Origin of the sequence: Rhizobium sp. RM (assembly GCF_013390595.1) — a bacterium.
Lineage (GTDB): Bacteria > Pseudomonadota > Alphaproteobacteria > Rhizobiales > Rhizobiaceae > Agrobacterium.
In genome coordinates, this window is the sequence record NZ_JACAWV010000007.1 from 313,841 (window position 1) to 328,425 (window position 14,585).

Annotated in this window: 13 protein-coding genes and 1 tRNA gene; 8 read left to right on the top strand and 6 right to left on the bottom strand. The window is 55.9% G+C overall.

The features are described 5' to 3' along the window. Positions 1–24 precede the first annotated feature (24 nt). The 4 genes from mutT to HWX89_RS06120 form a co-directional block, all read right to left on the bottom strand. Entirely contained in the window at positions 25–438 is a 414-nt protein-coding gene (mutT, locus tag HWX89_RS06105; protein WP_138793490.1) for an 8-oxo-dGTP diphosphatase MutT, read from the bottom strand. After that, positions 435–1,208: a GNAT family N-acetyltransferase gene (locus HWX89_RS06110; RefSeq protein WP_138793491.1), complete on the bottom strand. Its 774-nt coding sequence runs from the start codon at positions 1,206–1,208 to the stop codon at positions 435–437. The genes mutT and HWX89_RS06110 overlap by 4 nt, the downstream gene beginning before the upstream one ends. Positions 1,209–1,226: 18 nt before the next feature. Then, positions 1,227–2,468, bottom strand: coding sequence for a bifunctional glutamate N-acetyltransferase/amino-acid acetyltransferase ArgJ (gene argJ / locus HWX89_RS06115; RefSeq protein ID WP_138793492.1), 1,242 nt, complete (start codon positions 2,466–2,468; stop codon positions 1,227–1,229). Between the two features lie 80 nt (positions 2,469–2,548). After that, entirely contained in the window at positions 2,549–3,409 is an 861-nt protein-coding gene (locus HWX89_RS06120) for a peptidylprolyl isomerase (protein ID WP_138793493.1), read from the bottom strand. A gap of 244 nt (positions 3,410–3,653) precedes the next feature. On the opposite strand from HWX89_RS06120, the gene secA reads away from it, so the two are divergent. From secA to HWX89_RS06145, 5 genes are all read left to right on the top strand, one after another. Beyond that, positions 3,654–6,359, top strand: coding sequence for a preprotein translocase subunit SecA (secA, locus tag HWX89_RS06125; RefSeq protein ID WP_138793494.1), 2,706 nt, complete (start codon positions 3,654–3,656; stop codon positions 6,357–6,359). Positions 6,360–6,477: 118 nt separating this feature from the next. Next, entirely contained in the window at positions 6,478–7,371 is an 894-nt protein-coding gene (locus HWX89_RS06130; protein WP_138793495.1) for a DMT family transporter, read from the top strand. Positions 7,372–7,452: 81 nt separating this feature from the next. Then, the gene (locus HWX89_RS06135; RefSeq protein ID WP_138793496.1) at positions 7,453–8,652 is read left to right on the top strand and encodes an acyltransferase family protein; all 1,200 of its coding nucleotides are present in this window, start codon (positions 7,453–7,455) and stop codon (positions 8,650–8,652) included. Between the two features lie 47 nt (positions 8,653–8,699). Further along, entirely contained in the window at positions 8,700–10,124 is a 1,425-nt protein-coding gene (gene uppV, locus HWX89_RS06140; protein ID WP_353505658.1) for a Wzx-type polysaccharide biosynthesis protein UppV, read from the top strand. An 8-nt stretch (positions 10,125–10,132) separates the two neighbouring features. Next, positions 10,133–11,404 (top strand): GNAT family N-acetyltransferase, encoded by a 1,272-nt coding sequence (locus HWX89_RS06145; RefSeq protein WP_138793542.1) that lies wholly within the window; start codon positions 10,133–10,135, stop codon positions 11,402–11,404. A 61-nt stretch (positions 11,405–11,465) separates the two neighbouring features. Here HWX89_RS06145 and HWX89_RS06150 read toward each other — a convergent pair whose 3' ends face one another. Beyond that, positions 11,466–12,104, bottom strand: a complete 639-nt coding sequence (locus HWX89_RS06150; protein ID WP_138793498.1) for a hypothetical protein — start codon at positions 12,102–12,104, stop codon at positions 11,466–11,468. A 254-nt stretch (positions 12,105–12,358) separates the two neighbouring features. Here HWX89_RS06150 and HWX89_RS06155 point away from each other — a divergent pair. Then, positions 12,359–12,443: transfer RNA gene (locus tag HWX89_RS06155), tRNA-Leu, on the top strand. A gap of 299 nt (positions 12,444–12,742) precedes the next feature. Further along, positions 12,743–13,258, top strand: a complete 516-nt coding sequence (locus HWX89_RS06160; protein ID WP_138793499.1) for a disulfide bond formation protein B — start codon at positions 12,743–12,745, stop codon at positions 13,256–13,258. Positions 13,259–13,286: 28 nt separating this feature from the next. Here the strand turns inward: HWX89_RS06160 and HWX89_RS06165 are convergent, their stop codons facing one another. Beyond that, on the bottom strand, positions 13,287–13,844 hold the full coding sequence (locus HWX89_RS06165; protein WP_138793500.1) for an HNH endonuclease: 558 nt from the start codon (positions 13,842–13,844) through the stop codon (positions 13,287–13,289). Between the two features lie 387 nt (positions 13,845–14,231). Between HWX89_RS06165 and HWX89_RS06170 the strand changes: the two genes are divergently transcribed. Continuing rightward, entirely contained in the window at positions 14,232–14,540 is a 309-nt protein-coding gene (locus HWX89_RS06170) for a hypothetical protein (RefSeq protein ID WP_210271302.1), read from the top strand. Positions 14,541–14,585 lie beyond the last annotated feature (45 nt).

A 14,585-nucleotide genomic window follows, 5' to 3' on the forward strand; every position in this document is an offset into this window, starting at 1 on the left:
TAACGACCATGTCGAATTCGGCGGTTACAGCAAGTCCTGAAGAAATGGTATGAGAGGCTCATCGGCTGGCGGCATTGGATAATCGCGCAAAGCCTGTGGCTTCACCCATTTGATCGCCTGGCCTTCACGACCATGCGGAATGCCCTCATAACGGCGGCAGACATAAAGGGGCATCAAGAGGTGAAAAGTCTCATAGGTGTGGCTGGCGAAAGTCAGCGGTGCCAGACAGGCGACCTTCGTGCTGACACCAAGTTCCTCTTCCAGCTCGCGCACAAGAGTTTCTTCGGGTGTCTCGCCTTGCTCCACCTTGCCACCGGGAAACTCCCAGAGACCTGCAAGTGACTTACCTTCCGGCCTTTGAGCCAAGAGAATACGCCCGTCCTGATCCAGAAGCGCGCACGCAGCAACAAGAAGGATTTTTCTCTCCGCCCCGCTCACTTATCGCCTGCCTTTTGCCAATAGCGGTAAGTATAGGCCTGCGTGAAGCCAAATTTTTCATAAAGCGCGATCGCCGGAGCGTTGGTGGAAACGACCTGTAGCCAAGCCGTTCTCGCACCACTGATACGGGCCCACCGCAAGGCCGATGCGAGCATTTGCGTGCCAAGACCGCTGCGCCGATGGCCGCTGGCAACGTCGAGCGAAAGAATGCCTGCGAGATCGTTGTCCTGTACGCAGATTGCGGTCGCAAGGGGACTGCCCTCGACCTCTTCATTGATGAACAACCCAAGCGTCGGCTTGATTGAACTGACGATTTCGGCAACCGCCGGACGAAGGGCAGGATCACCGCAACTAACCTTCAGGCTTGCTTCGACGAAACGACCGATATCGTGACTTGGCAGGCTTACGAGAGTTTCCGGCAACTCCAGAGCGGAGATGTCAGCGGTCATCACCTTGACCTCCTCGAAGACGTTCCAGCCGTCCTCGATCAGAAAGTCCGCCAGTTGCGGTGGCATCAGCGTCGTTTCACGCACCACCAGCGGGCGCCCGAAATCCTCGAAACGCTTGCGTGCCCTTTCCAGCCTGATGGCGCAATTGCCGTAGTCGGATGGATCGAGCGGTACAACACTGTTAATTCGCTTGGAGGGATGAGATCCCGTCAGGCGGATCTGCCAGCTACCGTCATAAATCACTGACGAAGCGGGCCATGCCCGGAAACTGACAGCTTCCAGACGGCGAACGAGCGGCAAGTTGACGGCACTGTCATGCATTCTGTTCGGCTCCAACGGTCAGCTCCGATAATCGCCGTTGATTTCGACATATTCCTTGGTCAGATCACAGGTCCAGACCGTCGCTGTGCCGTTACCAAGACCGATATCCACCTTCACCGGAATATCTTCCAGCTTCATCACCGCGCTTGCTTCAGCTTCAGAATAATCCGGGTCGCGCTCCCCGTTCACCGCAACGCGAACATGGCCGAACCAGATTGCCAAACGGTCACGATCTGCCATTTCGCCTGATTTGCCGACAGCCATCACAACGCGGCCCCAGTTGGCATCTTCGCCTGCGACCGCCGTCTTGACCAGCGGCGAGTTGGCAATGGACAGCGCAATCCTTTTGGCTGCGACATCGTTTTCGGCGCCAGTAACCGTCACCTCTACCATCTTGCGTGCACCTTCGCCGTCGCGAACGACCTGAAGCGCAAGTTCCTTGAGAAGATCATTCAACGCCGCCCGGAACGAACCAAGACGCTCGTCATCGGCACTTACGACCTTGAGTTGGCCATCCTCGGCTGCAGCACCTGTTGCAAACAGCATCAGGGTGTCGGATGTCGACGTGTCGCTATCGACCGTTACCGAGTTGAATGTTGGTCCAACTCCCGCTGACAGAAGAGACTGCAACGCAGCCGCATCGATATCCGCATCCGTGACGACGAAAGACAGCATCGTCGCCATATCAGGCGCGATCATGCCGGCGCCTTTTGCGATACCGTTGATCGTGACTTTTACACCACCGATTTCTGCGGTGCGGGTCGCGACCTTCGGGTAGGTATCCGTGGTCATGATGGCCTTGGCCGCTTCCTGCCAGAAATCGGCAGCGGCAGAAGCCTTCATATCACCGAGAACACCGGCGAATTTCGTCGCATCCAATGGCTCACCGATCACGCCGGTTGATGCCAGAAAAACTTCACGCTCAGAGCAATCAACTGCCGAGGCAGCAGATTTGGCAGTGAGTTCGGTCGCCGCCTTGCCTTTGAGCCCGGTAAAGGCGTTGGCATTGCCGGAATTGACAACGACCGCACGGGCAACACCGCCAGCAAGATTTGCACGGCAAAAATCCACCGGCGCAGACGGGCACTTGGATTTCGTGAACACGCCTGCCACTGCAGCCGGCTTGTCGAAGACCATGAGAAGCACGTCGGTACGGTTCTTGTACTTGATACCGGCGGCAGCCGTCGCCATGCGGACGCCACGCAGGGCCGGCATGTCTGGATAGGATTTGGGAGCGAGCGGAGAAACGGCAACGGACATTAGGACGCCTGAAGTTTTTCTGGGAACAACTGTCGGATATGGAAACAGGGCGGCCAATGGCCGCCCTCAAAAATCGGAAATTACTGCTGCGGCTGCTGCTGTTCTTTGCTGGCTTCGTCATAGCCCTTCTTCAGCGCTTCATCCATGATCTCGACCTTCTGGTCGGCTTTCGCCTTTTCGATCAGGGCAACATATTTGTCACGCATGACAAGCTGACGAACCTGCGGCTCGACCTGCTCGAAAGCCGGAGGAGGCGCGATGCGCTTGTCTTCGAGCTTGATCACGTGGAAGCCAAACTGGGTCTTGACCGGCGTCTTGGTGTAGGCGCCCTTTTCAAGACCAAAAGCGGCCTCTTCGAATTCCGGCACCATGCGGCCTTTTCCGAACCAGCCGAGATCACCGCCCTCATCCTTGTTGGAATCGGTCGACTTCTCCTTGGCGATTTCGGCGAAATCCTTGCCCGAATCAAGCTGCTTGATAACTTCCTTGGCTTCGTCTTCCGTCGCTACGAGGATGTGACGGGCATGCGCTTCCTCTTCCTGTGGGAGAGAAGCGACTTCCTTGTCATAGCGGGCCTTCACCTCTTCATTGGTAACGGCGTCAACCACGTGCTTACGGAAGTAGGCGTTGTGCAGCTCGCGGTCCTGAATAAAGGCCATACGCTTCTTGAAATCGTCGGTCTTTTCCAGACCTTCGGCAGAGGCATTCTTTACCAGAAGCTTGACGTCGATCGCGCCGGAAAGGGCGGCGACCTTCTTCTGTTCGTCGGGAAGCTGCGCGAGTTGAGGATCAAGATTGCTCATGGCGAGATCGAGTTCGGACTGGTGAATTTCCAGATCGCCGACCTTGGCAACAACTGCATCTTCCTGTGCAAAAACCGGAAGCTGAAGGCCGAGGGTAGCCACAATCACCGCAGCCGCAATTTTATTATAGCGCAACATATTGAACCTTTCGGAGACAACGCCGGCTCCAGACATGGTTTCCGGCTCTGAAAAAACTTCCAAACACCTGATTGTGGCCATTCTGTAACGGGCAGAACCGTTGACATCATTTGCCCCCCCTCTTATCTGTCACGCAACCTCGCGTCCAGATACGTTTCAGGGCGAAGTCCGTCATTTGTTGGTGATATCCAGCAGCAAAGTCGGAACAGCCCGGGAAAACGGAATTTCAGAAAGGGCCAGTAAGATGGTCAGTCTCGGCGGTATCGCCCGCAAGTTGTTCGGTTCGGCAAACGATCGCCGCGTCCGCTCCTACAGAAGCAAGATCGCCGCTATCAGTGCGCTGGAGGAAGCCACGAAGGCTCTCTCTGACGAAGCTCTCGCGGCAAAGACTGTGGAATTCCGCCAGCAGCTCGCCGACGGCAAGTCTCTTGACGATCTTCTGATCCCGGCCTTTGCAGTCACCCGCGAAGCCTCGCGCCGTGTGCTTGGCATGCGTCCCTTCGACGTTCAGTTGACGGGTGGTATGATCCTGCATCAGGGCGCCATCGCCGAGATGAAGACCGGCGAAGGCAAGACCCTCGTTGCAACGCTCGCAGTCTACCTCAACGCCTTGTCCGGCAAGGGCGTTCACGTCGTAACGGTCAACGACTACCTGGCCAAGCGAGACGCTGGCATCATGGGTCGCCTCTACGGTTTCCTTGGCCTCACGACGGGCGTTATCGTCCATGGCCTCGACGACGACCAGCGCCGTGAAGCCTACGCTTGCGACATCACCTACGCGACAAACAACGAACTCGGTTTCGACTATTTGCGCGACAACATGAAATATGATCGCGCCCAGATGGTGCAGCGCGGCCATAACTACGCGATCGTCGACGAAGTTGACTCCATTCTTGTTGATGAGGCGCGCACACCGCTCATCATCTCTGGTCCCCTGGATGATCGTTCCGACCTCTACAACACCATCGACGCGTTCATTCCGCTGCTGACGCCGGAAGACTATGAGATCGATGAAAAGCAGCGTTCGGCCAACTTCTCCGAGGATGGCACCGAAAAGCTGGAAAACCTGCTCCGACAGGCCGGCCTTTTGAAGGGCGAATCGCTCTACGACATCGAAAACGTCGCGATTGTTCATCACATCAATAACGCGCTGAAGGCTCACAAGCTCTTTACGCGCGACAAGGACTATATCGTCCGCAATGACGAGATCGTCATCATCGACGAATTCACTGGCCGCATGATGCCGGGTCGCCGTTATTCCGAAGGCCAGCACCAGGCGCTGGAAGCCAAGGAAAAGGTTCAGATCCAGCCGGAAAACCAGACGCTTTCCTCGGTCACGTTCCAGAATTACTTCCGCATGTATGAAAAGCTTGCCGGCATGACCGGTACTGCGGCAACGGAAGCTGAAGAATTCGGCAACATCTACGGCCTTGATGTCATCGAAGTTCCGACCAACCTGCCCATCCAGCGTATCGACGAGGATGATGAGGTCTATCGGACAGGCGAAGAAAAATACAAGGCGATCATCACCGAGATCATCGCTGCGCATGAGCGCAACCAGCCGGTTCTCGTCGGCACGACCTCAATCGAAAAATCCGAATTGCTGGCGAATCTGCTGCGCCAGTCCGGCTTTGAGAATTTCCAGGTTCTGAATGCTCGCTATCACGAGCAGGAAGCTTACATCGTATCGCAGGCTGGCGTTCCCGGCGCTGTCACGATCGCGACCAACATGGCTGGCCGTGGTACTGATATTCAGCTCGGCGGCAACACCGACATGCGCCTTGAGCGCGAGCTGGAAGGTCTGGAAGACGGCGCTGAGCGTGATGCCAAGGAACAGGCTATCCGCGCCGAGATCAAGATTTTGAAGGAAAAGGCGCTCGCTGCTGGCGGTCTTTACGTCATCGCGACCGAGCGTCACGAAAGCCGTCGCATCGACAACCAGCTCCGTGGCCGCTCCGGCCGTCAGGGCGACCCCGGCCGTTCGAAGTTCTATCTTTCACTTCAGGACGATCTGATGCGCATCTTCGGCTCGGATCGCATGGATTCGATGCTGCAGAAGCTTGGTCTGAAGGAAGGCGAAGCGATCGTCCATCCTTGGATCAACAAGGCTCTGGAACGCGCGCAGAAGAAGGTCGAAGCACGCAACTTCGAAACCCGTAAGAACCTGCTGAAGTATGACGACGTTCTGAACGATCAGCGCAAGGTAATCTTCGAGCAGCGCCTGGAGTTGATGGAGGCCGACAATATCGGCGAAACCGTCGCCGATATGCGCCATGAAGTTATCGAAGCACTTGTTACGAAGCATGTTCCCGAAAATGCTTACGCTGAACAGTGGGACATTGCAGGCCTCAAGGCTGGCGTCGCACAGTTCCTGAACCTTGATCTGCCGGTGGACGAGTGGGCCAAGGAAGAAGGCATCGCCGAAGACGATATTCTGCATCGTATAACGGAAGCGGCGGACAAGTTTGCAGCCGAACGCGCAGAGCGGTTTGGTCCGGATATCATGACCTACGTAGAGCGCTCCGTCGTTCTCCAGACGATCGATCACCTGTGGCGCGAGCATATCGTGAACCTTGACCATCTGCGCTCTGTCGTCGGTTTCCGTGGTTATGCCCAGCGTGATCCGTTGCAGGAGTATAAGGCCGAAGCATTTGAACTGTTCCAGTCGCTACTGACAAACCTGCGTGAAGCCGTGACTGCACAGCTCATGCGCGTTGAACTGGTTCAGCAAGAGCCGCAGCAGCCTGAACTTCCGGAAATGACGGCACACCATCTCGATCCTGTCACCGGAGAAGACGAGTTGGCTCAGGAGTCTCCTGCTTTTGTATCGGCAGAAGACCGTGACCCGAACAATCCGGCGACGTGGGGGCGGATTGGACGCAACGAACTTTGCCCTTGTGGTTCCGGCAAGAAGTACAAGCATTGCCACGGTGTCTACGAGCAGGCCTAAAAACCTGTGGCGTTTCCATCGCCCGCGACTTTGGTCGCGGGCGATTTGCTTTGAATGCGCCCCGGCGGTGATCGCTCCCGCCTGAATTCCTCTCAAAACGACTTTCGGACGATCCGCCATGAAGCCTGGTGACCTTGCTGCATACATTTTTCTGGCGCTCGCCTGGGGTTTGTCCTTTCTGCTTTTGCTGCACGTTGTCTCGGTTTTCGGGTGGATCGGGGCCGTTACCTTGCGTTGCCTCATCGCAAGCCTTAGCCTCGTGCTGATTGCGCGCCTCACGGGACGAAAGCTGCAGTTTTCTGCAGGGTGGAAGGCCTTTGCGATCGTGGGTGCGACCACTGTGGCAGGCCAACTCATCGGCCTATCCTATGCCACTCCGCTGATCGGCACGGCCATGGCAGCCATCCTCGTCGCCACAATTCCTCTCTTCTCCATGCTGATTTCGCAGCTCTGGGGACTGGAACGCATGACCGGACAGGGACTGGTTGGATTGATACTCGGTTTCGGTGGCATAATCCTGCTCGTCGGCTTTCCCGCAGTTCCCGTCACCATCTCGTTTGTTCTTGGATGCGCTGCCTGTATCGCCGCCTGTTTCTGTGCGGCTTACGGCAGTAACTATGCAAGCCGGCACCTCAAGGGCACCGGTTCCTGGGAGATTACCATCGGTGCCTTTCTGGCAGGCGGCTTGATGACCTTGCCGTTGCTGTTTGCCGTGCCGGTTCCCGTTACTCCCAGCCTCGCAGATTACGGTTATCTCGTCCTTCTGGCCGTGATGATGAGTAGCTTGACCTACATCACCTACTTCCGTCTGGTATCAAACATCGGGGCCACGAAAGCCATCAGCGTGGAGTTCGTGGTGACGATCGTTGCCGTCCTTGTCGGCGCCTTTGTGTTGAACGAACCTCTGACGGCCCTGCAGCTTCTTGGAGCGGTGGTGATTACCGCTGGCTGCGTGCTGGTCCTCGGCCTTGTCCCGGGGCGAAAGCTGCCACCCGCCGCATCCGGCGCGTGAATTGTTTATTAGTGTTTTCCACCAATAGTCGCGCGAAGATGTCTCCGGTCAGAATAAATCGCGTTGCGGCGCGGGGTGGCAATGCAAGCGGGCAGCGCACAGCACGAACACTATTGGGATCCTTTGCGGGCGGGCCTTATGTTGCTCGGTGTGCCCTACCATGCATCTCTGCTCTATAGCGATGCGATCAGCTGGAGCCTCAAGGATTTCCAAACCAGTCCGGTCCTTACCATTCTCGGTATCGTATTGACCACGTTCCGCATGCCGACCTTCTTTTTGGTCGCCGGATATTTCTCAGCCATGGCGATTGGGAAAAAGGGAGGCGGTGCGTGGTTGCAATCCCGATTTTTACGTCTTGGTATTCCGTTCGTTGCAGCCATCGTTGTTCTTGGACCGCTACAACTTTTTCTGCTGGACATTTCCGAGATCGTGAAGGGACAGGCGAGTTTCGAGCAGGTGATCGGCAGGCTGCCGCAAACTTTAGCGCTGAGTTCGCGCTGGATCATGCATCTGTGGTTCCTGCCAGCCCTGCTTTTCTATTCAGTGCTTCTCGCTGCTATTTTGTTTCTTGGGCAACAGCGACCGGGTCTTCAAATCAAGCAAACCTGCGAACGGCTGAAAAGCCGACATCCGTTTTTTTTTCTCTCTGCCATCTGCATGCTTGCGATTTTGTGGGAGCTCGCCGTTTACGCAACCGCTCTCATGGCGCGAGGCAGGGAAAACGATATTCTGAGCTTTTACGATCGTGCATCAGATCCCTACGCTCGCTATCTACCGTTTTTCCTCATTGGTGCGCTCCTCAACCGTGACAAGGCGCTGTTTCATAGATTTCGTCAAACTGGACCAGGCACAGTATGTCTCGCAGTCGTTGCCATCTCGGCCGCGGTGATGCTACGGCTGCAACACCCCTACGGCAACTCGGTTTGGCAGGTTCTGGCCTCCGCGGTCGCCGCGATTGCGGCTGCGCGGCTTCTCCTGGATTTTTGCTGCCGTTTTTTCGTTCGGCCTAACATTATCCTCAAAAGACTGGCGGATGCGTCCTTCACGATCTATCTCGTGCATCATCCTTTGATTTATGCGTTTGGCACGGCCTTTATCGCTGTTAGCCTGCCCCCCATTGTCGAATTCAGTGTCATCGTGGTCGCAACAATTGGGCTTGCCTATCTTTTGCATCGGGCGTTGCGCCAGAATGATCTCGCCCTCTTCCTCTTCAACGGGGTCCGCAGGACACAGGTGCCGACACATCCATCGGCGCACAACGTCTCCCAAACCCTTCGTTAAGGTTGGGTCTGTTACAGTTGAACCACCATTCAACTGGAAATGATGGCGTGCGGATCATGGCTATCCTGAACACGGTGGAAAAAGCCTTGCCCGTGGGCCTGCGGACAAAACTTGCTCCCGTGCTGGAGAAGCTTTCCGCAATCGTCTCCGGTCGCGATGACGTCGCACGCGCACAGCGGATGGCATTGGTCGCATTTGCGGTTCGCATCGTCAGTGCCGGCATTGCATTCTTTTCCCAGATCATTCTTGCGCGCCTGATGGGCGAGTTCGAATACGGGATCTTTGCTTTTGTCTGGGTCCTCGTCATCCTTTTCGGCAATCTGTCCTGTCTTGGCTTTCACGCGACCGTCATCAGGTTTTTGCCGGGTTACAAACTGGAAGATGCCAATGACAAGATCATGGGCCTCACCTCGACTGCCCGGGTCTTCGCCATGCTTTCAGCCAGCACAGTCGCTGTTTTCGGCTTGGCATTCCTGTTTTTCTTCGGCGAACGGATTGCCAGTTACTATGTCATTCCAATTTTCCTGGCCCTCTTCACATTACCGATGGTAGCACTGGGCGACGTGCTGAACGGAACGGCACGCGCAAATGGCTGGGCCATATCGGCACTCAGCCCCACCTACATAATTCGCCCCGTGCTCATTCTTGTCTTCATGGTTACGGCTATCGCTCTTGGGGCAGACAAAACCGCGACCACAGCGATGCTGACCGCACTGGCAGCAACCTACGTCGCCACCCTTCTCCACTTCATTTTCATGAACCGCCGGCTCAACCGCCACTTCCACAGCACATCCCGCGTCGTTCACTTTCGCCACTGGCTGCGCTTCGCCTTCCCGATGTTCCTGATCGATGGAATCGGGTTCCTGATGACGAACTCCGACGTTGTCATCGTCGGCCTCTACCTGCCTCCTGACCAGGTCGGCATCTATTTCGCGGCTGCAAAAACCATCGTGCTGATGCAATTCGTGTTTTTCTCGGTTCAGGCTGCCGCCGCACCCCGTCTGGCTGCTCTCATCGCATCTGATGACCGGCGCGGACTTGCGAGCTTCGCAAGCCAAGCGGCCCGCTGGGCGTTCTGGCCCTCTCTTTTCATGGGGCTGGTGGTCCTTGCCGCAGGTCCGTTTCTGCTGTCGCTATTCGGCGCAGCCTTTACCCAGGGTTACGAACTGATGTTCTTTCTGTTTGCGGGTTTCCTGGCAAAGGCTGCTATTGGACCGGGCGAAACCCTGCTCAATATGGCCGGCAAACAGAAGTTGTGTGTTTTTCTTTATATTCTTATCTTTAGCTGCAACATTGCACTCAACATGTTGCTCATTCCGGTCTATGGTTTGGCTGGGGCTGCGGGTGCCGCTGCAATGGCAATGCTGATTGAAGCTGTGCTATTGCATGTCGCTATTCGCCGCACACTCGGGATCGTGCTTTTTGCCTTCAACGATCTTCGGGCGAATACTGACACGGGGAAGGCGGTTTAACGGTGGCCATGTCCAGCGACCCCAAGAATCCGGACCTTCAGGACCCGCGGATTGCGGCGCTCGTCGCCTCGTCGGCGAAGGATCGTCCTGTTGCCGACAGCAGTAAGCGTGTCGGGCGTGAAGGACGCGAGTTCTGTATCTACCCTGGTCAGCTCGGATACGAGATGCAGGAAGAACTCGATTTCCTGTCGAACCGCGTCATGGAAGCAAATGTCTTCTTTACCGGACGATTGCTCGCGCCAGCCATGCCGCGCCTTGAGGACAAGTCGGTCCGCTTTGCCCTTATTCGCGATGAGAATGGGGCGAGGAGCCGGATGCGGCTTCTGATGCCGTTTACCGTCGAAAAGCCGGGTTTTGCCATCGGGCCTTCGATCATTCGCATCTGGGCAAATCCGTTCGGTCCTTTGGGGACACCGCTCGTCGACACCGAAGGCGCCGCCGAGACCCTCGATAATCTTTTCGATGCGCTTGCTGATAAGGAAATGAAGCTTCCGAACGTTCTGGTTCTGCCCGATATCAGACTGGACGGTCCGTTCGCGCGACTGGTCAAAGCCATTGCCCTTAGCCGCAACCTGCCCCTGACGACAACCGGCACATATCAACGCCCGACGTTGGAGAGCCTGCAAGATGGAGAAACCTACCTCCAGCAAGCACTTGCACCACACCATTTGCGGGAGATGCGCCGGCAGTGGCGCCAACTCGAAAAACTGGGGGCCGTGTCCTACACCGTAAGCCGGCAAGCAAAAGACATACGATACCGTATGGAGGAGTTTCTGGCGCTGGAGGCAAGCGGCTGGAAAGGTCGCAAGCGCAGTGCGTTGGTGAATGACCGTTACCGCGCCGCATTCGCGCGCGAAGCCATCACCAATCTCGCGGAAGCAGACGCGGTTCGCATCCATACGATTGATCTGAACGGAAGTGCCATTGCCTCGATCGTCGTTTTCATGACCGCAGGTGAGGCTTACACTTGGAAAACTGCTTTCGATGAGTCTTATTCGAAATACTCACCTGGCAAGTTGCTGATCCAGAAGCTGACAGACTGGCACCTGGACGACGCCAACATTTTGCGCAGTGATAGTTGTGCAGTGCCCGATCACCCAATCATGAGCCGCTTCTGGCAGGAACGGCAGGAAATGGGCACGCTGATTGTCGGCCTGGCGCAAAACAGCGACCGCGACGTGCGCCAGGTTTCAACGCACGTAGATATGTACCGCAGCACACGCAATCTCGCCCGAAGCCTTCGCCAGAAAATTATGTCATTCGGCCGTAAGGGCAGTTGAAGCTAGAACGAAAGAGGGCGCATTCGAGCGCCCTCCATCGCGTCCTGGGGCTTTCATGACGTTAGCGGGACGCTGTCCGGATCATCTTGCAAAGTTGCGTCAACGCCGCATCGTACCCACCGCCAAGGATATCAACACAACGGCGTGCAAGCTTGATCTGCTCAGTGCGCGACATATCGTTATAGGCACGAACGGCCTGGCGAATCACAGCCGGAGGTACCCCACCCGGATTGGCCGCTCCTCCAGGTGTTGTCGGGCTGCCTGGACTTCCCGGCGTTCCCGTCGAGCTCGTTCCGAGACCAACGCCGACCCCCAAACCGAGTCCGCTTGATCCGCCGACACTGGTACCGACACTAGCATTGAGACCGCTTGATCCGCCGACAGACGCATTAACACCGGCATTGATACCATCGGACCCGCCCACAGACGCGTTGACGTCGGCATTGACGCCGCTGCTGCCGCCCACCGAAGCATTTACATCTGCCCCGAGCCCGCCACTTCCATTCCCGCCAACGTCCGCGCTGGCATTCACACCACCGCTACCACCAACGGAAGCGCCAACACCAAGACCACCACTGTCGTTGCTACCAACGCTGGCATTGATCCCATTTTCACCGCCGATGCCAATATCCAGCGCATTGGCGCTAATTGGAAACACCAGGCATGCAGACAACAACAAATTGCGAGAAAGCGAGCGCATATTTTCCTCCTTGGGCGTTCTTTGCTATCCCGTGTCCCCCCATGGACAATCCACATCGCCATAATACTTCAATTAGCAATTGCGCATATTCCAATTTATCAATGATTGCTAATGCAGGATTAACGCGCTTTGGAAGGTGTCTCGCACTGGGAAATCCAGCCGCTCAGGAAAGAGACAGAATTGGCGAGATTAGACAGGTTTGGGGTTGCACGTTCCCGCAGAACCATGATAGACGCCGTTGCATTACCACCGTTGCCCCAATGGCGGAATTGGTAGACGCGCCGCACTCAAAATGCGGTTCCGAAAGGAGTGCTGGTTCGATCCCGGCTTGGGGTACCATTTTCAAAAAATCAGTTTGATTTTATTGAATCTTTTCGTAGCGGCTTCCCCACCAAAGCGAAGAAATCCGACCATTTAAATGCTCTTGCCGCATCGACCTCACGAAACTTTGCTCGCATCCTGCGAGATGACGGACAGGCTTTTGTTTGCAAGCGAAAGAAGACTGGATTAGAGGGCTAAAGCGCTTCCAGATTCCACGGGAACGCACTCTTCGATGTGCGACTTAATTCCGCCATCGCGCCCGCCTTCTTTGATCCCGTTCTGGGTATCGCTTCTTCGCGAAGTTTGAGGAAAATTACATGGCCAATGCAACGTCCGCAGACAACAGCCGCACCCTTACCGCGCTGGCAGTAACAGTAGGAATGATTTTTACCGTTGGTTCCGCACTGGGGTTTCAGCATATCGGAGGCTATACGCCCTGTGCGCTCTGCCTGTTGCAGCGAGACCCTTATTATTACGCTATCCCGATCGGTATTCTTGCAGTCGCGGCCAGCATCTTCAGGCTTCCTGCGGGAATCACGCGTCTACTTCTTCTTCTCATCGGAATCGCGATGCTGATTGGTGCCGGAATGGGTGCCTATCACGCCGGCGTTGAGTGGGGTTTCTGGCCAGGGCCGATCACCTGTGCCACCGGCGCACCCTCAATCACCACAAATGCAGGCGATCTGCTTGGCAATCTCAACGCGATTAAGGCACCGTCCTGCAACGACGCAGCGCTTCGCGTGCTCGGCTTGTCTTTCGCAGGCTGGAACGTCATTGCGAGCCTCGCTCTTTCGGCCGTTGCGTTTTTTGGTGCAAGCCGGAAAAGCGCCTGATCAGAAACGAAGCTGCGACCCTTACAGATCAGGGTTGCAGCTCCGTGTCCCAGTAAAGATAGTCCATCCAGCTCTCGTGCAAATAATTCGGCGGAAACGACCGCCCATTATTGTGCAAATCCTGAACCGTCGGCTGGAAAGGCCTCTGATAGGGGAACATGCCCGCCTGCTTGGGAAGCTTGCTCCCTTTCCTGAGATTGCATGGTGAGCACGCCGCCACGACGTTGTGCCAGGTTGTTTCGCCGCCATGAGCGCGCGGAATGACGTGATCGAACGTGAGATCATCCCGAGAACCGCAATACTGGCACTCGAACTTGTCACGCAGGAAAACGTTGAAGCGCGTAAATGCAGGGTTGCGGGTTGGTTGCACATAGGTCTTGAGGCTGACGACACTCGGCAGCCGCATAGAAAAGCTGGGGGACGAGACCGCGTGATCGTACTCGGCAATAATGTTCACACGGTCTAGGAATACAGCCTTGATCGCGTCCTGCCAGGACCATAACGACAAGGGGTAATAACTCAGTGGCCTATAGTCTGCGTTCAAAACGAGCGCCGGCAGGGCCTGTGGTGAAACTGCAATCGTCAAGGGCGTCTCCTGACCGATTCGGCATCTGCAATTCATATATTAGGGCCGTTGTTACAGGATTGTGAAGCCTATAAATGAAGCTGATTGACGGCTCTGTTTTATGCGCCGATTTCGCCTGGAAAATCGAACCTGAAGCGACTTTGAATATCGCCCTGCCGAAACGAGGCATTGCCTGCGCATTGCACTGATGAAGCCTCAAATCCTTGTTTTTTCGATGGCGTTTCAGACCTGAGACAACGTATTCTTTTTTACTGATCGGTTTTATCTTGTTCCGCGCCAATTTCTGTTCCCTTGCACTCGAACTTTTCGCCTTTGCACGCGAAATTTATTTCGAACCGGACATCTCTACTGTAGAATAACTCTGACCTCCGCAGGAAGGCGAAGACAATGAACAGGCGCTCACCTCTTAGACTTGCTCTCGTCGCAACGGCAATCGCTCTTGCTGTCGGCAGCGGCGCTCATGGCCAGCAGTACAAGAATCTTGAAGTCACCCCGGATGGACGCGGTGGTGCGCACGGCACCTACGGCAACCAGAATTTCGAGATCTATCGTGGATCTGGTCAACCACCGAGCGGGCACATGGGGGGTAACAGACTGGGAACCCGGACTGAACGTCCGACGCAGCAGAGGGGCAATCGCGGGGCAACCCAGAACAGCTGCTTTGTCGACGGCAACGGCAACAGCTTCTGCAATTGACCCGGTCTAATAATCCTCATGAAAAATGAGCGGGGCGATGACCGA

Excerpts from the sequence above, each read along its gene's own strand:
- HWX89_RS06110 (WP_138793491.1), bottom strand. The coding sequence starts at position 1,208 with ATGCATGACAGTGCCGTCAACTTGCCGCTCGTTCGCCGTCTGGAAGCT.
- argJ (WP_138793492.1), bottom strand. The coding sequence starts at position 2,468 with ATGTCCGTTGCCGTTTCTCCGCTCGCTCCCAAATCCTATCCAGACATG.
- HWX89_RS06120 (WP_138793493.1), bottom strand. The coding sequence starts at position 3,409 with ATGTTGCGCTATAATAAAATTGCGGCTGCGGTGATTGTGGCTACCCTC.
- secA (WP_138793494.1), top strand. The coding sequence starts at position 3,654 with ATGGTCAGTCTCGGCGGTATCGCCCGCAAGTTGTTCGGTTCGGCAAAC.
- HWX89_RS06130 (WP_138793495.1), top strand. The coding sequence starts at position 6,478 with ATGAAGCCTGGTGACCTTGCTGCATACATTTTTCTGGCGCTCGCCTGG.
- HWX89_RS06135 (WP_138793496.1), top strand. The coding sequence starts at position 7,453 with ATGCAAGCGGGCAGCGCACAGCACGAACACTATTGGGATCCTTTGCGG.
- HWX89_RS06145 (WP_138793542.1), top strand. The coding sequence starts at position 10,133 with ATGTCCAGCGACCCCAAGAATCCGGACCTTCAGGACCCGCGGATTGCG.
- HWX89_RS06150 (WP_138793498.1), bottom strand. The coding sequence starts at position 12,104 with ATGCGCTCGCTTTCTCGCAATTTGTTGTTGTCTGCATGCCTGGTGTTT.
- HWX89_RS06160 (WP_138793499.1), top strand. The coding sequence starts at position 12,743 with ATGGCCAATGCAACGTCCGCAGACAACAGCCGCACCCTTACCGCGCTG.
- HWX89_RS06170 (WP_210271302.1), top strand. The coding sequence starts at position 14,232 with ATGAACAGGCGCTCACCTCTTAGACTTGCTCTCGTCGCAACGGCAATC.